Source organism: Companilactobacillus sp. y65-5, from assembly GCF_057541095.1.
In genome coordinates this window covers 221589-240853 of record NZ_BAAJOA010000002.1, presented here as the reverse complement: position 1 = coordinate 240853, position 19265 = coordinate 221589, and the positions used below count along the sequence as shown (strand labels likewise).

Genomic DNA, 19265 nt, shown 5'->3' with positions numbered 1-19265 from the left:
ACGTATAATGATTCAAAAAGTTGTAAAATATTTAATGCAATTAGTTTACTAAACTAATAATTATTTTTCGGGGGATTTTATGGAAACTTTAGAACCTAAAAAAAGTTTCATTAGTTGGCCAGTTCTGGCTCTAATGAGCTTTGTTACGGTAATTGGTTTTGATGATTTAACTTATAACTTTCAAAACCAAGGGATGGGAGTTATCACATCTTGGGTTATTATGCTATTTTTGTATGTCATTCCATATTCACTTATGGTTGGACAATTGGGGTCTGTCTTCAATCATGAAGGTGGTGGACTTACTTCTTGGGTCCGTGGAACTAGTGGTGAGTTCTTAGGTTATTTCACTGCATGGACTTATTGGGCTGCTTCGATTCCTTACGTTGTCGATACCGCTAACTCGATCGTCGTTGGTCTGGGTTGGGCTTGGTACGGTGACGGTCAGTTGCAGGACACCATGTCGAACGGTTGGTTCGCCTTTTGGACCGTTATAACGTTTGTCGTCTTCATCTTTGTTCAATCAAGATTCAAGCACTCACTTGAATTCTTGAGTACCATCGGTGGTGTAGCTATGTTTGGGATGACGGTTTTGTTCGTTATCATGACACTGGCAGCACTAAGCATGGGTGGTCATATCGCAACACAACCGATGAACGTTCATACGATCGTTCCTAAGTTCGACTTACATTATCTGACTACTTTAGGACTTTTGATCTACGCGATGAACGGTGCTGAATTGATCGCACCGTTTATTACTAAGATGCGTAAGCCTAAGCGTGAATTTCCTAAGGCAATGATCATGTTAGCCGTTATGACGGCTTTCTTGACGATCTTTGGTTCTTTCTCACTGGGTGTTTTCTTCGATGCCTATCACTTACCGAATGATTTGAAGATGAATGGTTCATACTATGCTTTCTTGGCATTAGGAAAACAGTTTCACATGGGTAATACTTTGATGTACATCTTTGCTTGGACAGAAGTCTTTTATCTCGCTGCCTTATTGGCAGTCTTGCTAGATGCTATGACTAGAATGTTGATCTCTGACACAGGAGCCAAGTACATGCCAAAGGTTCTTCGTAAGAAGAATAAATCTGGCTTGCCCGTTAATGGATACTTGTTAACTTGTGGTTTGAGTGCTTTCATCATGTTACTAGGTATTTTCTTACCAAGTATGAATGATATTTTTAACTGGTTACTAAACCTTAATGGAATTATTTCACCCGGTGTTACTTGTTGGATTTTCTTTGCTTTCATTAGAATTCGCCAAAATAGCGCAAAGTATCCTTCTGAATATGTCTACATCAAAAATGACAAGACAGCCTTAGCCGTTGGTTGGTGGTGCTTGATCATTACTGGTATCGCTACAGTCTTTGGTATTGGACCACAAGATGTGGCCTTTGGAACTAACGTCTGGTGGTATGAGTTGATCATCAACTTCGTTGCCATCATCGTCTTGATCGGTTTAGGTGCAATCATGCCTTACGTAACTCGTCGTGAAGATCGTAGTCAAACTGGCTCAGCCTTCACACACTTACAATGGACTGGTATTCTCGCTACATTACTAGTAGTTATCGTAGGTGATTTGTACCTAGGTGGTTCAGATACCGCCAACAATATTGCGATGATAATTGGCTTGAGTCTAGTGGGTATTCTCTTGATCGTATTGTTCGGTTGGCGTGAACACGACTTGATTTCTGAGGATTAATTATCAACAACAAGGCTGTGACATCAGCCTCAAAAAGCAAAAATGAGATGAAAAACCACAATTTGGTTTTTCATCTCATTTTTGTATATATTTATTAAAAATAAACCATTACTTATCTTGCAAACTCAAAATGATCAATCAGCGGCGACTGTGCTATGACTTTCGTCGAATTAACCAGGTATTCGCAACAAGCATCGCGAGGCTGAGTCCTAAAATATAAGCTGGTAAGATTTCGATCTGACCGTTATGCAACCAACTCATCAAATACGTGAGGGCACTAACGACTAAATAATAACCTAGACTGAACCAACCACTGGCACTGCCCATTACCGTCTCATAACCAATCAACGCCTGATTTAAGGCATTCGGTAAGGCTATGTTCAGGCCTAGGAAGACGGTAAATATTGTCAAAATCATCATTGTGAGCTGATCGTTGTATGCGGCAATCATGAGACCAACCGCAGAGAGTGTACTTAGCAACAGACCACTCTGAGCAATTTTTGCTGGAGACCAGTAATTGACAAGCCAATTAACGAGTAAGGCTCCACCTAAACTCGCTGCTGCTAAGACTAAGCCAAGGCTACCATAAGCGAGGGCAGAAAAATTGAAGTGCGTTTCGAAGATGAAGGGCGCTTCAGCGTAATAACTGAACAAGATTCCATTGATACCACTAATTAATAAGCCGTATACGAGCACTTGTGGATCACGCAACAAGCGGCCCACGACACGAAATTGAGTGTCCAAACTAGCGACTTGAACGTTTTCAGATCTAGTCTCTGGCAAGCGCAATCGAGCATAGAGATAGCACGCCAGAGCCATTAAGACGAGTAGTTCAAAGACGGCTTTAGAACCTCCGATTGTTAGTCCAATTCCGCCGATCAGCGGACCCAGTGCGGGGGACAAGGCCATAGCCGCACTGACTTTAGCGAACACTTTAGATCCAGTGACTCCGTGAAAGCTCTCACGCATGATAGTTTGCGTGACTACGGAACCAGCACTAGCGCCAAAGGCTTGAATCAGTCGAAATATTAGTAGTGTTGTAAAGTTGGGACTAAGTAATAGTCCTATGTTACCGACCAAGTAGAAGACTAATCCACTCAGTAGAGCAGGGCGGCGACCACGCAGATCAGCGTACTGTCCCCAAATTAGTACGCCAACTGCAAAGGCCACAAAGTATGTGCTCATGGTCAATTGGCTACGACTAGCACTAATATTTAGTTGGCGGCTGAGTGACGGTAGGATCGGCGTAAAGATAGATTCGCTAATTTGCGGAAAGCCGACTAATACGATCAATAATAGTAATGATGGAACTTGTTTTGGGACGTTTTTCATTTAATTAATACTCCTGATATTTAATTAATTTGCGGAAAAACGTCCGAATCCTTCTACGGCAACACATACTAAGATATGTTCATACAGCATATGCTGACACCTCCTTTTAGATTATTTCACTTTACTAAATTTAGACTAGATTGTCAAAAAGCCCGGAAATTTTTTCCGAGCCTATTTCTATTCCTCAGGTTTAAGTTATGACATCTTTTGATTGGCAAATGTGCCATTCGGTCAAAGATTGTACATTTTTTCACATTTAATGTAGTCACAAATACTTTATAGGGTTATTCTAATTGAAGAGAGCACGAAGTTTATTTTGATTAGGAGGGGTAGTAATGCAAAAGTATTTGACCTTTGATTGTTATGGCACTTTATTGAGTGAGAGTGGAACTTATGATGCAGTGGAAAAAGCCGGTAATGAGATCGGGATCGACGGCAAAAAAGCTCGTCAACAATTTCATGACTATCAAGAGGACTGGTCTCTTAGACATCCGTATATAGATTACGATCTATTGACTAGGAATAACTTGATCAAGTTAGACTATTATTTTGGATTGAAACATCGCTTTGAAGAATATTACATCGACATTATGGAAGCACATCGTAACTTGAAACCATTCCCAGAAGTCATTGAGACACTGCAGGAATTCATCAATCGTGGTTATAAGTTGATCATGATGTCTAATTCATCGTGGAGTATTATTCCTGAAAATGCCAAGGCTTTGCAAGTACCGTTTGATGTTTGGATTGCCGAAGATGTCCACACCTATAAACCTGATGTGAAGTTTTTCAAGACGATCGAAAAAGAATATGGCTTTACTAATGACAATCACTTCCATATCGCTCAAGGCTATGATGTCGATATCGTTCCTTGTGATCAGATCGGCTGGGATAGTATCTGGGTCAACCGTGACAATGAAGTCGCCACTACGGCTAAGCCAACTTATGAGATTCATACTTTGGATGAGGCATTGAAGATCGTTAAATAACCATCTTTAATTCCATGAAGATCAATCGAGGTTAATATGGGTCCGTCACAACTTAACCCAGCAGCGCTAACCATGAGTCCACTGATGATTACGAAGGATGTAGCCTTCAAGAAATCGTTAGTGGGCTTTTTGGTGTTCGATGAATCTTTGCATTAAAATTTTATTTTCTAGAATGATTGCTACTATCCAAGTGTAAAGTTCGTCATATGGTGAGATGAACGCATCCACGATAACTACGGGATACGTGTTCTCGTTGTTGAAGGAGTCGGCGATGAAGGGTTGGGACTGTTTCATGATCCGTTGATCAAGGATACTGATAGTTGTGAAATTAATTTAGGAAAAACATTAGCGTAAGCTAGTTATTAAAACTATGTTGAATAGTATCAACAATTATGATAAATTGTATTGGTAATCATAAAGAGGTGCTTTTTAATGGATGAATTGCAAGAATGGTTAGATAATTTGGAAGAATTCAAGTTGCCACGCTGGTCTAGTTTGCCAGAATTGGATTTGTATCGAGATCAGTTATTGACATTGATCGATAAATATCTCGGACCTATCTGGTTAGAAGATGGGCCGATCGTTACTACATCAATGGTCAATAACTATGTGAAAAACGGACTTCTACCACATCCGATTAAAAAGAGATATACCAGAGAACATCTGGCATATTTAATTGCTATCACATTTTTGAAGCAAGTAGTTTCGATTGGTGAGATCGAAAATGGCATCAAACTGATGACTAAATTAAATGGAGGAATCGAGAATGCTTTTGATTTCTTCTGCGCCAAGCAAGAAACTGCCTTTAAATTGATCAATCATCGAACTGAGGATCAACAACTCTCTGAAGGTAACAGTTCGCAAGAGTATTTGATGGTTGAGATGGTAACGATGGCTTTTGCATCCAAATGGGTGACGAAAAAAATACTGTTACTAGATAGCGATGGCTCGAAAGAAAAGAGTAAAGAGAAATGACAGAACATATTGCGATATTGGTTGATTCCTGTTGTGACATTCCTGAGGAGTACCTAGGCAAGCCAGGAATTTATGAGCTACCAATGCAAATTATTTATAAAAATAAAACATATTTAGATCGAAAAGATATTACTGCAGTTGAAGTTTATGATGGATTAGAAAAAGAGATACCTAAGACCTCACTACCATCAGGTGAGTGCATCAAGCAGACCTTGGATCAAATAGCCGCTGACGGCTATGACCATATTGTATCCATCTCAGTCTCATCAGGATTGAGTGGGACGTACAATTTTTTGAAGGTGCTATTAGAGGACTATGATCAATTTACCTATACGACTTTTGATACTAAGCAAGTGGCTGTAGCGGCTGGTTTGATAGCCGTTGGCGCTAAGGATCTAGTAGATGCTGGCAAGAGTTATTCAGAAGTAGTAGCCGGGGTTGATAAGATGATCAAGAATACGGTCGTTTACTTCTGCATCCCGACGCTAGAATACCTACGTGCTGGTGGTAGAATTGGCCTAGTCACTTCAGTTGTCGGTAATATGCTGAAGCTAGCACCGATCATCACGTGTAATGATGAAGGAATTTATACAACCGCTGCCAAAGCCCGTGGAATGAAGAAAGGGCAGAGATTGATGTTAGGCTTGGCTGACAAGTTTATCGGAGACCATAAGGATTACTTGCTGGCAGTCGGACATGGTGCGGATGAAGCATCTGGTCAACGGATGGTCAAGTTACTAGATGAGGACGGCATTCATGGCTCGAAACAATTCTTCGGACAAGTGGGACCGGCTCTAGGAGTGCATACCGGACCGGGTCTAGTCGGTGTTGGAATCGTTTTGTTAGATTAATTATTGAAGCGAAACTTAAAAAGTTTCGCTTTTTTTATTGACTTGTAAAATAAAAAACAGTATTATAGTTCGCATACGAACGAATGGAGGGAGAGTAATGATCAATCCAGAATCAACGATCATGTTTCAAATTAGAGAAGTTTCATTGAAAATGGATCGTTTTATCAAATCACAGTATCCTATTTTTGATCATGACCACAGCCATCCCCATGTTTCCAAATTGCAGGGCATGGCTGCTGGTTACTTGATCATGAATGACGATAAGGAGATCTTCCAACGTGATTTAGAACGTGCCATGTCGATCAGTAAGTCGACCGCCAGTGGCTTGGTTGGTCGTATGGTCAAGAACGGTATTATCGAAACCTCTCCATCCAGTCATGACGCACGCTATAAACGCTTGATGTTGACGCCAGAAACAAGAAAGCACATGTGTCAGATCGATCAATCCGCCAAGTTGGTCGAAGCGTCACTTAGTAAAGGTGTTTCTGCGGAAGATATGGCCGTGTTTCACAAGGTATTAAAACAGATTTCTGATAATGCTGAATAAGCATTTTATTTTTGAGGGTATAGTTCGTATACGAACTGAAAATGTAAAGGAGCTACAATGTTTAAACTACTAAAACGAATGAACAAAAAAGAATATGGCATGATAGCGATAAGTACGTTCTTCATCGTCATTCAAGTCTGGCTCGAACTGAGTATCCCAGGCTACATGTCAACTATCACTCAACGGATCGAGACGAAAGGGACCACGGTCAGCCAGATTTTACAACCCGGTGCAATGATGTTACTTTGTTCGATTGCTAGTGTCCTAGCCGCAATCGTCACAGGTTATTTTGTTGCTAAGATCGCGGGCGGTTTTTCAGCCCGAATCAGAAAGAATGTCTTCGATCAAGTGATGGATTATTCCACACAGGACATCAAGAACTTCTCTGTATCGAGTTTATTAACACGCTCGACTAATGATATTACCCAGATACAACAATTTGTTGCGATGGGCCTGCAAGTCATTATCAAGGCACCTATCACTGCTGTCTGGGCGATCACTAAGATTGCTGGTAAGGGTTGGGAGTGGACGACTGCCACCGCCGTAGCCGTATTGGTATTGTGTTTGATGTTGACGCTGATTTTGACAATGGTTCAACCAAAATTCAAAATCGTTCAAAGCCTGACGGACCGCTTGAATCTCGTAACACAAGAGAACCTATCTGGTATTCGCGTAGTTCACGCCTACAATGCTGAAGACTATCAAAATAAAAAATTCAACAAAGCTAATGATGATTTGACCAAAACTAATTTATTCGCTTATCGTTTCTTAGCCTTGATGAATCCAGGCATGACATTCATCTCAAGTGGGTTGACGCTGGCTGTCTACGGGATCGGAGCAGTTATTATCAATCAGGCTGTGGGAGCACAGAGATTGACATTGTTCAGTGATATGATTGTATTCTCATCATATGCCATGCAAGTTATTTTAGGATTCTTACTATTATCGATGATATTTATTCTATTGCCACGTGTAACTGTATCAGCAGGTAGAATCAATGAAGTTTTAGCAATCAAGCCTTCGGTCAACTTCAATGAACAGACAGAAGTTAAGCCTGAGGATCAGGGCGTACTTGAATTCAAAGATGTTACATTCAAGTATCCCGGAGCTGAAAAACCAGCCATCCAGAATTTGTCTTTTAAAGCACAACAGGGTCAAACCGTAGCCATCATTGGTTCAACTGGTAGTGGTAAGAGTACATCACTACACTTGATCCCTAGATTATATGATGCTACTGAGGGACAAGTCTTAGTTGATAACGTTGACGTTAAACGGTATTCAGAAACAGATTTGAATAATCGTATCGGTTATATCCCACAAAAAGCCGTTTTATTCAGTGGAAATATCAAGAGCAATCTCGACTTTGGGACTAGTGCCAACAAGTCGGATCAACTATCTGATGATGAAGCATATCAAGCCCTAGACATTGCTCAGTCAAAAGATTTTGTGGAAGAAAAATCTGACCAGTTGAATGCCAATGTAGCGCAACACGGTGATAATTTCTCAGGTGGACAAAAACAACGTCTGGCAATTGCGCGTGCGATCGCACGCAGACCTGAGATATTGTTATTCGACGATTCATTCTCCGCTCTGGATTATGAGACTGACAAAAAACTGCGTGACATGTTGAAGCAAAAAGCCGCTACAACGACCAAGGTCATCGTGGCACAACGTATCAGTACCATTATTGACGCTGATGAGATCATTGTCTTGGACAAAGGTCGAGTCGTCGGTCAAGGTAAGCACGAAGAACTATTAAAGAATAACGAAGTTTATCAACAAATCGCTTATTCACAATTATCAAAGGAGGAATTGGCTTAATGCGTAGAGCTAATACAAGAGACGTCAGTATCAAAGATGGCGTGTTAGAATACGGACGATCATACGTCGGCCCCGTCTTCGTAGCGTTGATCTTCGCCGTTTTGGGCAGTGTGACTTCGATCATTGGCCCCAGCCAATTAAGTAAGATTACTGATCTGATCACGGATGGCTTAGTCAAGGGCATCGATGTCGCTCAGGTTATGAAGATAGTCATTGTTTTAGGGACTATCTATGCGGTTGGGGCAGTCATGTCTTACGGACAAGGGTTTATTATGGCGACTGTCACGCAGAAATTTACTCAAAAACTGCGAACAAAGATCACCACTAAAATCAATGAATTGCCACTAAACTATTTTGATACTCACAACGAAGGTGATACGTTGAGTCGTGTCACGAATGACTTGGATACCATGGGACAGTCACTGAATCAAAGTCTAGGAACATTGATCTCGTCGATAACTCTATTGATCGGGGTCGTTATCATGATGTTGGTAACCAATGTTCCTATGAGTGTCACGGCCATTCTTTCAGTTTTGGCGGGATTTATCGCCACGATGGTGATCATGGCTAAGTCACAGAGGTTTTTCAATTCTCAACAGAGTAGACTAGCTGACATCTCGAGTTACACTGAAGAGATCTATTCTGGGCACGATGTCGTAAAGACTTACAATTATGCTGACACAGCCAAAAAAGATTTTGACCAGATGAACGATCACCTATACGATGCCGTTTGGAAATCACAGTTCATCTCAGGGATCATGCAGCCGCTGATGGGGTTCATTGGTAACTTCGGTTATGTGATGGTCTGTATCGTTGGGGCTATCTTAGCGATAAAAGGTAGTTTGAGTATGGGGACGATCGTGGCCTTCATGATCTATGTTCGTTTGTTCTCACAGCCACTATCCCAAATAGCTCAAGCATTCTCTAGTTTACAGACGGCTTCAGCTGCTATGAAACGTGTCTTTGGCTTTTTGAAAGAGCCAGAAGAAGTCGACGACTCTGATAAGGCGGATGAACTCACTACTACAACTGGTGATGTAGAATTCAATAACGTAGAATTCGGATACTTACCAGACCAAAAGATTTTGAAGAACTTTACGATGCATGCAAAACCGGGACAAAAAATCGCAATCGTGGGACCGACTGGTTCAGGAAAAACCACAACGGTCAACTTACTGATGAGATTTTATGACCTCAATAATGGAAACATCAAGATTGATGGTGTTGATATTACTAAGATGAAACGTTCCGAAGTGCGTGATCAGTTTGACATGGTATTACAAGATGCATGGCTGTTCGATGATACGGTCAGAAATAACTTAGTTTATAATCAAGTTAACGTTACTGACGAACAGATCAGAAAAGCCTGTGAAGCAGTGGGTATCGACCACTTCATCGATACTTTACCAAAAGGACTAGATACAGTTTTGGACGACTCGGTCAGTTTGTCAGTTGGACAAAAACAACTCTTGACGATTGCCCGAGCTTTGATCAGAAATGCTCCAATGCTGATCCTCGACGAAGCTACTAGTTCAGTTGATACTAGAACTGAAGAACAGATCCAAAAGGCAATGGACTTATTGACTCAAGGTAGAACGTCATTCGTTATTGCCCATCGCTTGTCAACGATCAAGAACGCCGACGTGATCTTAGTCGTAAAAGATGGTGAGATCATCGAACGTGGTGACCACGAACAATTGATGCAAAAAAATGGCTTCTATGCAAACATGTACAACAGTCAATTTCAGGAATAGCAAATAGGCTGGGGAAAATTTTCCCCAGCCTTTTTTTTGGATTAATAATTAACATATTCGCCATTAAGGCTATTTTCCAAGAAACGAGCGATCGTTTTACCGCCATCTTCTGAAAAATGAGCGTGATCTCCACAATCAAATTCCTTGGATAATTTCTTTTTAGAATCATCGCAAACAAAGGTTGCCAAGTCGATGGTATTGGTTAAACTTAAGATGAAGTCATTGATCTTGGTACGAAGATTTTCTTTTTCTGAACTCCAAGCATCGTGACCGTCAATGATCGTGCCTTGGAATGGTGGTATAGTTAGGCAGATCAATTCAATATTTTGGGCTTTACAGACTTGAATTATTTTCTGGTATCCAGCGACCATATCTTCAACTGTGGGCAGTTCTGACAGCGGTGTTCCTGTTCCAGGTAGTAGTAAGTCATTAGTTCCCTCCAATAAAATAACTGTATTGGGAGAAAATTCAGTGAGCATCTTCTCAAAACGGTCAATGCCGGCTGGACCAAAACTGTGAGACCAATTAGAAGTACTGTTGCCCTTTCGTAACAGACGATTACCAGAGATGCCGTAATTAGCAGTTACGGTGTTTTCTTTGACGAGTGACTTTGCCAGAGGGGTAGTATATTGGCCTTGATTGGTTAAGGAATCACCGAAGAAGGCGATTTTGTTGACTAAAACATCCGTATCAGATTGAACAGCAGAGATGCCGTAGATGAAGTGATTGTCCCCATCGATGTAGTTGTCAGAATCAACCAACTCCGTTGCGATAGTTGAACCGAGTGTATGGATAGAGTGGTTGTAAGCTTTGATCTCAACTTCAAAAGTTGAATTCTCAGCTAGATGGATCGACAACCAGTCGCTCCACAAACTTTGCTTGGATGCAATGCTAAAACTGGCATGTTTATTTACCGTAACGTCATAGGGAGTATTATCTTCGATCACTTTGATAGATTTTATCTCCAGCGGGATTTTTCCGTATTGATTATTGATGCGTAATCTGATTTTGTCAGTAGCTATGGGTTGAAATATCGTAATAGATTGCGGAGTACCGCGGTTTATATGTCTGATATTAGGAAAATATGAAAATTCTTTTGTCCAAGTATTGATGATTGTCATAATTAGTCACCATCCGTGAGTTCAGTATATAATAAATTATTTATTATTATTTTATATAGGTTATGCTATAAAATGGAATCGTATGTTATAATTCTAGTGTAAAACACTTGTTTAAACATTTGACATATTGTCTACCGTTTATGCACATACCACACAATTTGTTTATTGAGGAGAAGGTACCATGCCGAAAAAATTATATTCTGATATTTATGATACATTAAAACAAGAAATCAATAAGCAAGTCTACCAACCACGTAATACTTTGCCCGGTGAAGAAGAACTAGCGTCACGTTTTGAAGTGACGAGAAACACTGTCAGACGTGCTCTCAAAGAATTACAAAATGACGGACTTGTTTATGCCGTGAAAGGACGAGGGGTCGTCGTATTAGAACCTATCCGCGATGATCGAGTTATCTTTCAAGCTGAAAACAAAGAAGGCTTTGAAGCGTTGAGAAATTTCCCTCAAAATGAGTTCATTCAACGTCTGTCAACTGATGTTCTAACTTTTAAGGAAGTAGAAGTTAATGATGCGATCGAGAAGATGACGTCATTCAACGCTGGTGATGAGGCTTACTTCATTGAACGATTAAGATTGTTCGATGGCAAGGCTCTAGCAGTTGACAATAGCTACTTCCGCCGGAGCTTGCTGGGAAATATCACTCGACAAGATGCTGAGAATTCTATTTATGAATATATTCGTGAAAACGGATTATTCAAGATCGCTGCAGAGCGTTCAACTACCACTGTAGAGTCAGCAACTAAGCGTGACATGCAAGTGCTTGATGTCGGTGATATGAACTGTGTCGGAGCTTTGACTAAGTTCGTCTATACAGATACCGGACGCCTGTTTGAGCATACTCAGACTAGATATGTCCCTAATCACTTTTCTATGGTAGACTTCAAGTCATTTTAACGGAGAACGGGATTGATGTCATCTTCAGGTTTGTAACCCCAGATGATGATCATCGTAAAGGTGATGATCAAGGTCACAAGGTGAGCCACGACATAGCCTAGTAGATTAGACGTCACACCCACATCGGGATTGATAAAGGCTGGGAAGCCGATGAAGGAGCCGGAAAGGGCATAGGCATCGACTTTGAAAAATCCAGTTAAGAATCCACCGATAGCACTACCAATGTTCGATAAGAAAAATATTCGCTTATATTTAATCGTGATACCGTAGATTGCTGGTTCAGTAACGCCACAGAAGGCTGAAATCGTTGCTGCCCAAGACAAATCACGGTATTTTTTGTCTTTAGTTTTCAAGGCGACTGCCATTGCGGCTGCACCTTGAGCGACCATCGTGACTGAGATCATAGCATTCAAATAGCTATGACCACTGATTGCTAAGTCGTTGACCACGATAGGGATGATGATCCAATGCAAGCCAAAGACCACGGCTACTTGGTATAATCCCGAAACTATCAGACCTGTCAGTGCGGGATTTACGAAGTATATCGATTCAATGCCATGAGATAGAAATCTACTCAATGACAAGACGATCGGTCCGATGCCGATGTAGATCAAGAGACTGAGAATAATGACTTCGATGATCGGCAGGAAGATCGAGCGGAGAATTGAAGGGATGATTTTTTTGAGCCACTTTTCCAAGTATTTCCCGACCCAAGCAGCGAAGATGATCGGAAAGACGGAGGAGGTATAACACATGATGTGTGCTGGAACTCTGAAAATCGTCAATTGAATCGACTCATGACTGGCAGCGATCATCGCTGGATAGGTCAGGACACTGCCGACTACCGCGATCGTGACTGGATTGGAACCCAGTTTTTTGGCAGCCGTGAATCCAAGAATGACCGGGAGAAAGTAATACAGCGAGTCAGCGATCGATGAAAAAATCAAATGAGTACCACTGTTTTTTTCCAAAATACCATAACCGACCAGTGCTCCCAAGATACCCTTGAGAATTCCAGAACCACCTAACAAACCAATAATAGGAATCATCGAGTCAGTTAAAACGCCAATGAAGGCACTGAAACCATTTCTAAGGTGATCCCAAATCGTTTTTGGCTCAGCAGGCGTTTCACTTGTGTCAGTAGATGAATTGTCAAACTTCGTTCCCAGTTCTTCCATTAGTGCATCATACACTTCAGAGACTGCCGAACCGATGACGACTTGATATTGTCCGCCAGCCCGAGCGATGTCGATCACACCATAGAGATTTCTTATGGCGCTGTCATCAGGCAATTGGTCGTTTTTTAAATAAAAGCGCAATCTTGTAATACAGTGGATGACTGACTTGATATTTTGTTTACCGCCGACATCTTTGATGATCTCAACGGCCATTTCTTGATAGCTGATCTTAATATTTTTTTCATCCTCAAGATCATCGATCTTAGGTTCAACTACTGCTGCTGTCGTCCCTGAGGAAACATCGCCCTGTTTGAGGGTGATACTTTTCAGATAGTCAGCGGTATTCGTCACTGCCACTACTACCGTCGTCTCTTTGCCAGCTCTAGTTATTGCATCCAGATCCATATTGCCGATAACTTGAGCGGCTGTGACATTATCGCCAACTTTGATCGTCAAAGAAAAGGGTTCCCCATTCAGTGAGATCGTATCGATCCCCATGTGGACCAGTATTTCTGCACCATCGTCAGTCGTGATACCGAAGGCGTGCTTAGTTTCGGCGATGAACGATACATTGCCTGCGACGGGGGTACATATTTGACCACTGGTAGGGTCAATTCCGAATCCTTCTCCCATCATTTTTTGGGAGAAGACAGGGTCATTTACAGTTGATAGTTCGATAATATGTCCCGAAACTGGGGCAAGAATGTCTAACGCATCTGCCATAGCTAATCCTCCCAATTAGTTAATAGAAATATCGTTATTTTGTTATAAAAAACAAAAAATATTTCAATTATTTACCCTATTGTATAACCTTTAAAGAAAATATGGTAGTAAAACATGTTTAAACAAAAATGACCGAGACAAATTAACATTTGTCTCAGTCATTTTGTAAAATTATTGTAATTTTTATTGAACCACTGGTGAACTACTCAACGTCCATGTAACCACAGCGTTGTATTTTTTAACAGTTCCATCAGAGGCGCCATCTTGATTTGGTAAGGTTAGGCTAGCTGAATCTGGTGTATTGAAGTTGGCTTGGATAACACCAACTCTGTAGGATCCAGAAGCCAAGTTGATCAATGTTTTGGACTCCGTATCTTCACTTGAAAGGTTTTGTTTTTGAGTTGAAAGGTCAGTTCTAGTAGTGTTAGAAATGTTGTTTTTGTCTTGGTCAAGCAGTGGCATTGAGCTTAGGTTCAAGATTGCGTTCAATGAAGCGTCACCGCTGATATAAGGATTTAATTGTGACATTTTGGCACTCAATGAGAATCCGGGTCCAGTACCGTCATTATTAACAGCAGTCCGAGAATCGATCATCTTGAGGACACCTTGAGAATTACCATCTTTTCCGTATTGAAGATCAGGATTATCTTCTAATTCTTCATCACTAATTGCGACGGTGTTGGACTTCAAGTCTGCAGTCCCGCCGAAAGTCAGAGAACCAAAACTGAAGTCAGGAACGGCTTCGAGTGTTAGGATGCCTGATAAGATCTGAACGGAGACGTTAGAGGTATCTGGTATGGGATCGGTCGTAGTCGTAGTTGTATTCTCTACTGTCAAAGCATTATTGGTGGTTTCTGCACTCACGGGGGTAGCGGATGCACTCAAAGCGCCAAAGATTATACTGGCTACAAATAATGATTTAGCAATCACTTTTTTGTATGATCTCATTTGTTTTCCCCCTTTTTATTATTTCAAACGTGGCAATATTATCTACTCAAATAGTATCAAAAAATCAGGCCGATATATTTCTATATTCATAAATCTTTCTTTCAAAATTTGGGCCGTTCAGTATTTACTTGCTGGAAACGGCTTAAAATTAGTTTTTTCATCCGCCAAATCGCTAAAAATTGGTAATAAAGGACAGAAAAATAAAAAAGACTCGTCACGAGCCCTTTTTTGGATGAAAGTCATAGTAAATTATTTTAACTAACAGATGGTTTGGAATTCAACGTCCAAATAATAGAACTAGAATATTTATCGACGGATTTTTGAGAGCTATCGGCATTTTGTGGAATATACAAATTAGCTGAGTCGGCAGTGGTGAAGCTCGTCGTGATCGTACCAGCTTTATATGTGCCAGCTGCTAGATCCATAACGGCTGTCTCGTGATTACTACCGGATGTCAATTTAGCTTTGTTAGTCATGAGCTTTTCAGATCCAGTGCTAATGTTTTCGCCATCACTACTAGATAGTTCCTGTGGGTTAAGCGTCATAATGAAACCATCCACGGTGTCGCCGTTGACAGTGAAGTTATTGAGACGTGCGAACAAACTGAATCCTGGTGTCTTGCCATTGTCGTCTTGGCGAGATTCGGTTACTTGCAGGATACCTTGGGAATTCCCGTCAACGATGATATTGCCGTTACTAGAATTGTCCTTGAGTTTGACAGTTGTATCAGCAGCTCCATTACCAAAGTTGAAATTAGGTACGGCGTCTAATGTCAATAGGCCAGTCAGAACGTTGACGCTGACGCTAGACTGCGCAGTCGCACTACCAGCATTGGCAATGGCGACATTACTCGAATCATCTAGCGATCCTACATCGACAGATATCGAGCCATCATTATTGATCGTATCACTAGTTGCAGCTTGAGCTACTGAAGGGAAGGCAAATGAGCTTAGACCGACTATTAAAGTAGAAGCTAGAGTTAAAAATTTCATAATACCCTCCCGTAACTCAATTAATAACCTAATAATATCACGAATCACAAAAATATACATTTTTTGTGTCAACTTTTGTAAAAATAATTTACAAAATGTGGGATACGTCCGAAATACATCGATATTTGAGTGTGATATTATAGGAAGAAATGGCAGAGGTGAATCATGAAATACGAATGGCGCAAGCAAGAAAAAGAGCTCTATCTTCCTAAAACTAAGGCGATTCAAGTCACTGTACCTGAGCAACGTTTCGTTTCACTGCACGGAGTAGGTGACCCAAATAAAGATGAGTTCAAAGAACGTCTGACAGTGCTGTATCCGATCTCTTATGGTATCAAAGCGGGTTACAAAAAGTATTGCCAAACACACACTGCAGATTATGATGATTACGTCGTCTTTCCGCTCGAAGGAGTGTGGTCGCTGACGTCGAAGGGGCAACAATTGGATCATCTCGATAAAAATGAATTCGAGTATGACGTCATGATGCGTATCCCTGATTTCGTTCCTGATTCAGTGATCGAAAGTGCGATTGCGACTGTCAAAGAAAAGAAATACCAACCACTGATGGATGAGTTGCAGATTATCGAGCGATCGAGTTATGAAGCGATCGAGATCCTGCATGTTGGTAGTTATGATACAGAACCTGGTAGTTTTGAATTGATGGACGAGTTGGCAGATAAGATCGGTCGAGTGAGAAAGTCCAAGATTCACCGTGAGATTTATTTGTCAGATGCGAGACGAGTGGATCCGACGAAGCTCAAGACAGTTTTGAGATATGAAATCAAATAATTTGATAATTGATTATTAATTTGTTAATGTGTAAAACGATTCTAAAAATACTAACGTTGACTTCCTATATTAAGAACTGACAAGAATATGGAAGGTTAGGTACAAGATATATGGCACGTAAAGCAAAAATCGAACGCGAAAAAAGATTGCAAAGAACGGTTGAACGTTATGCAACCTTACGCAAGGAATTAAAAGCGGCAGGTAATTATGAAGAATTGAGTAAATTACCTCGAGATTCATCAGCCACCAGATTACATTCTCGTGACTTGATCGATGGTCGTCCGCACGGATATATGAGTAAATTTCAGATGTCTAGACTGAATTTTCGCAAATTAGCTCATGCTGGACAAATACCTGGTGTAAAAAAAGCCAGTTGGTAGAAAAGTCGTCGTTTATTCGGCGGCTTTTTTGGGTACAATAGTAGTAAGGTGAGTGGTGAAATGACAGAGATAACGTATTATTCAATTTTAAAAAATAATCAGTTGTGTCTACCATGGAGTAACAGCGATCGTACGGTACAAGATAAGCTACAAGATGATAAAGAGGCACAACTCGCTACAATGTCCGGCAAGGAGAAACCAGGCGAAAAGATATTCGACACCGGGGTAATAACTATTTATACACAAGACTTATTGGAGAATTTTATCAATAAGCAAAAAAATAAAAGTTACTATCTCCAAAATGCTTTCTTCTTGATCGATGACTTAGATAAACGTTTCAAATTTAAAGATGCCAAGTATTTGCGCATCATCTATTTAGTTGCGGCTTTATCGCAAAAGAATGCCTTCACACAAAAAATGAACTGGTTATTAAATTTTGCAGCTATTTTTGATGATCTGAAGGATATTAAAATGTTAGTCAAAGAGTACGATCTCAAGGGTTGGACAGACTTTGACTATGATTTCTTGGGCACATTATTGAGCGGTTCATCTGAGGCTCCTAACTGGAAAAATCGAAGAGTGGATATCCAATTCACTTCAATGCGTTATCAATATTATTTTGAAGTTTCACAGTCATTTCAAGACATCAATGAACTGTTGAAAGTAGACACTGATGAATTAAAATTATCTAAATTACAAAATGAACATTCACTAGAATTACTACATATGAACTACGAATTATCCAAATTTTTTCCTGATACGAAACAATAGGATCATCTAAAAAAGATGATCCTATTTTAGTATTTTGGAGTGATTAAAGCGTAATTTAGTCTATCTGGATAATTAAGTAGACTTATAGCGGTGTATTTATTTATAGGAGAATTAATTAAATGATCAATTATCGAGAAGCAAAACTGACAGATTTGGAAGCAATCGCGGAGCTAGAAACGAATGCTTTTTTTGATTATCCGCTCTACTGGGATGTGCTACGACACAAGTTTCATAATGATGCTGAATATCGTAAGTTCTTACGATTGATTTTGACGATCGAACTGAAAGCCGATCTCAAACGTGGGCATGGGCAGGTCGCTCTCGTGGATGGTGAGATTGCCTGTGTGGCGTTCGGCCATTCTTTGACCGCCAAGCCAGTTGGTTTATTTGAGTATGTGCGGTCAGGTGCACTCAAATTACTTCCATATTACAAAAAACTTAACTTACATACTTTTTTAAAGGAAATGGGTCGGGCTGAGAGCGCAAGTCTAAAGCCATCAAGTATCCCATCCTGGTATCTGAGTATTTTAGCCGTCAGTCCGCAGTTTCAAGGAAAGCATTTAGGCAGCGGGATACTAGAAGATCTAATCTTTCCAACGTTGCAACAGCAGGGAATTAGTCGGATCACTCTGATGACTAACACAGCCGCCAACTGTCATTTTTATCAACAAAACGGCTTTGAGAGTTACCAACACATTGTTTTGGATTTTGATGGTAAAGCGATCGACAATTGGACTTTCAGTAAATCATTAGCCGATTAATCTTACAAAAATGTAAGACAGATGTAAGGAAAAATAAGCGACTATCAAAAAATAAAAACCTATGATAATAAATGTACTTTAATTCACCGAGGTGGACTAAGTAATGATTACTAACAAAATTAATTCTTAGTTAAGCAATCAAGATTAATGTTATCGAATTAATATTTCATGCACATGAATATTTTTAATTATCAAAATATATAAAATTTGTATATATAATTTTCGAATATGAACTTTTTAAAAAAATCACACTTCTGTGAATGACTCACTGAATAATATTTGAGCCAAAGTGGGACAGTGCGATATAAATTTACTATTTTCTTCTAAAAATATGTTTAAACAAATATACGATAAAACACTTATGGCTCTATGTTTTGGTCAAAAAGGATAAACTTTTTTTACAAAAATAGCTAAATATGTTTAAACATCCGTTATTATAATACTTATAAAAGTTATATAGATAAAAATGTAATTTATGAAGTCTATTAATTTTTTTGTTTGACACCCATATTTGGGAATGATTATATAAACCTTACGTAGCGAAATGATCCAAGAGGTGTAAATTATAATGAAAAATTTACTTATTTTTTTAAGAAATCCGATCAACTTATTTATAATTAAAACTATCGCTTTTTTCACTATCTTCTTAGTTCTCTTATACATCTATGGATACAACGGTGTAGGTAGTGCCAAATTTATTTACAACGATTTTTAA

General features: G+C 40.0%; 19 protein-coding genes. 13 read left to right on the top strand and 6 right to left on the bottom strand.

Annotation, left to right across the window (positions count from 1 at the left end; genetic code table 11):
- The first annotated feature begins 79 nt into the window (after nucleotides 1-79).
- A complete protein-coding gene (locus AC27FM_RS05235) occupies nucleotides 80-1705 on the top strand; it encodes an APC family permease (RefSeq protein ID WP_487086474.1) in 1626 nt (541 codons plus the stop codon).
- A 153-nt stretch (nucleotides 1706-1858) separates the two neighbouring features.
- On the opposite strand, the gene AC27FM_RS05230 is transcribed toward AC27FM_RS05235, so the two are convergent.
- Nucleotides 1859-3037, bottom strand: a complete 1179-nt coding sequence (locus tag AC27FM_RS05230) for a multidrug effflux MFS transporter (RefSeq protein WP_487086472.1) — start codon at nucleotides 3035-3037, stop codon at nucleotides 1859-1861.
- A gap of 335 nt (nucleotides 3038-3372) precedes the next feature.
- Here AC27FM_RS05230 and AC27FM_RS05225 point away from each other — a divergent pair, with 335 nt between their 5' ends.
- A complete protein-coding gene (locus AC27FM_RS05225) occupies nucleotides 3373-4026 on the top strand; it encodes an HAD family hydrolase (RefSeq protein ID WP_487086470.1) in 654 nt (217 codons plus the stop codon).
- A 117-nt stretch (nucleotides 4027-4143) separates the two neighbouring features.
- Here the strand turns inward: AC27FM_RS05225 and AC27FM_RS05220 are convergent, their stop codons facing one another.
- Nucleotides 4144-4320, bottom strand: coding sequence for a hypothetical protein (locus AC27FM_RS05220; RefSeq protein WP_487086468.1), 177 nt, complete (start codon nucleotides 4318-4320; stop codon nucleotides 4144-4146).
- Between the two features lie 138 nt (nucleotides 4321-4458).
- Between AC27FM_RS05220 and AC27FM_RS05215 the strand changes: the two genes are divergently transcribed.
- The 5 genes from AC27FM_RS05215 (at nucleotide 4459) to AC27FM_RS05195 (ending at nucleotide 9974) form a co-directional block, all read left to right on the top strand.
- On the top strand, nucleotides 4459-5001 hold the full coding sequence (locus tag AC27FM_RS05215) for a DUF1836 domain-containing protein (RefSeq protein WP_487086466.1): 543 nt from the start codon (nucleotides 4459-4461) through the stop codon (nucleotides 4999-5001).
- Nucleotides 4998-5852, top strand: a complete 855-nt coding sequence (locus AC27FM_RS05210; protein WP_487086464.1) for a DegV family protein — start codon at nucleotides 4998-5000, stop codon at nucleotides 5850-5852. Before AC27FM_RS05215 ends, AC27FM_RS05210 begins: the two co-directional genes overlap by 4 nt.
- A gap of 97 nt (nucleotides 5853-5949) precedes the next feature.
- On the top strand, nucleotides 5950-6399 hold the full coding sequence (locus AC27FM_RS05205; protein WP_487086463.1) for a MarR family winged helix-turn-helix transcriptional regulator: 450 nt from the start codon (nucleotides 5950-5952) through the stop codon (nucleotides 6397-6399).
- 57 nt (nucleotides 6400-6456) lie between these two features.
- Nucleotides 6457-8220 (top strand): ABC transporter ATP-binding protein, encoded by a 1764-nt coding sequence (locus AC27FM_RS05200; protein ID WP_487086461.1) that lies wholly within the window; start codon nucleotides 6457-6459, stop codon nucleotides 8218-8220.
- A complete protein-coding gene (locus AC27FM_RS05195; protein ID WP_487086459.1) occupies nucleotides 8220-9974 on the top strand; it encodes an ABC transporter ATP-binding protein in 1755 nt (584 codons plus the stop codon). Before AC27FM_RS05200 ends, AC27FM_RS05195 begins: the two co-directional genes overlap by 1 nt.
- 41 nt (nucleotides 9975-10015) lie before the next feature.
- Here AC27FM_RS05195 and AC27FM_RS05190 read toward each other — a convergent pair whose 3' ends face one another.
- Complete coding sequence (locus tag AC27FM_RS05190; RefSeq protein ID WP_487086457.1) at nucleotides 10016-11095, bottom strand: GDSL-type esterase/lipase family protein; 1080 nt, start codon at nucleotides 11093-11095, stop codon at nucleotides 10016-10018.
- Nucleotides 11096-11276: 181 nt separating this feature from the next.
- Here AC27FM_RS05190 and AC27FM_RS05185 point away from each other — a divergent pair, with 181 nt between their 5' ends.
- The gene (locus AC27FM_RS05185; protein WP_487086455.1) at nucleotides 11277-12008 is read left to right on the top strand and encodes a GntR family transcriptional regulator; all 732 of its coding nucleotides are present in this window, start codon (nucleotides 11277-11279) and stop codon (nucleotides 12006-12008) included.
- Here the strand turns inward: AC27FM_RS05185 and AC27FM_RS05180 are convergent.
- From AC27FM_RS05180 to AC27FM_RS05170, 3 genes are all read right to left on the bottom strand, one after another.
- The gene (locus tag AC27FM_RS05180; protein WP_487086454.1) at nucleotides 12005-13909 is read right to left on the bottom strand and encodes a PTS sugar transporter subunit IIABC; all 1905 of its coding nucleotides are present in this window, start codon (nucleotides 13907-13909) and stop codon (nucleotides 12005-12007) included. The genes AC27FM_RS05185 and AC27FM_RS05180 overlap by 4 nt on opposite strands.
- 183 nt (nucleotides 13910-14092) lie before the next feature.
- Nucleotides 14093-14857: a WxL domain-containing protein gene (locus AC27FM_RS05175; protein ID WP_487086452.1), complete on the bottom strand. Its 765-nt coding sequence runs from the start codon at nucleotides 14855-14857 to the stop codon at nucleotides 14093-14095.
- 254 nt (nucleotides 14858-15111) lie between these two features.
- Complete coding sequence (locus tag AC27FM_RS05170) at nucleotides 15112-15849, bottom strand: WxL domain-containing protein (RefSeq protein ID WP_487086451.1); 738 nt, start codon at nucleotides 15847-15849, stop codon at nucleotides 15112-15114.
- A gap of 165 nt (nucleotides 15850-16014) precedes the next feature.
- On the opposite strand from AC27FM_RS05170, the gene AC27FM_RS05165 reads away from it, so the two are divergent.
- The 5 genes from AC27FM_RS05165 to AC27FM_RS05145 all read left to right on the top strand — a co-directional run bounded on the left by AC27FM_RS05165 (nucleotide 16015) and on the right by AC27FM_RS05145 (nucleotide 19265).
- Complete coding sequence (locus tag AC27FM_RS05165; protein WP_487086449.1) at nucleotides 16015-16638, top strand: GyrI-like domain-containing protein; 624 nt, start codon at nucleotides 16015-16017, stop codon at nucleotides 16636-16638.
- Nucleotides 16639-16748: 110 nt separating this feature from the next.
- Complete coding sequence (gene rpsN, locus AC27FM_RS05160; protein ID WP_487086447.1) at nucleotides 16749-17018, top strand: 30S ribosomal protein S14; 270 nt, start codon at nucleotides 16749-16751, stop codon at nucleotides 17016-17018.
- A 60-nt stretch (nucleotides 17019-17078) separates the two neighbouring features.
- Entirely contained in the window at nucleotides 17079-17789 is a 711-nt protein-coding gene (locus AC27FM_RS05155) for a hypothetical protein (RefSeq protein WP_487086445.1), read from the top strand.
- Nucleotides 17790-17908: 119 nt separating this feature from the next.
- Nucleotides 17909-18550, top strand: coding sequence for a GNAT family N-acetyltransferase (locus AC27FM_RS05150; RefSeq protein ID WP_487086444.1), 642 nt, complete (start codon nucleotides 17909-17911; stop codon nucleotides 18548-18550).
- A gap of 568 nt (nucleotides 18551-19118) precedes the next feature.
- Nucleotides 19119-19265 (top strand): teichoic acid D-Ala incorporation-associated protein DltX, encoded by a 147-nt coding sequence (locus tag AC27FM_RS05145; RefSeq protein ID WP_487086443.1) that lies wholly within the window; start codon nucleotides 19119-19121, stop codon nucleotides 19263-19265.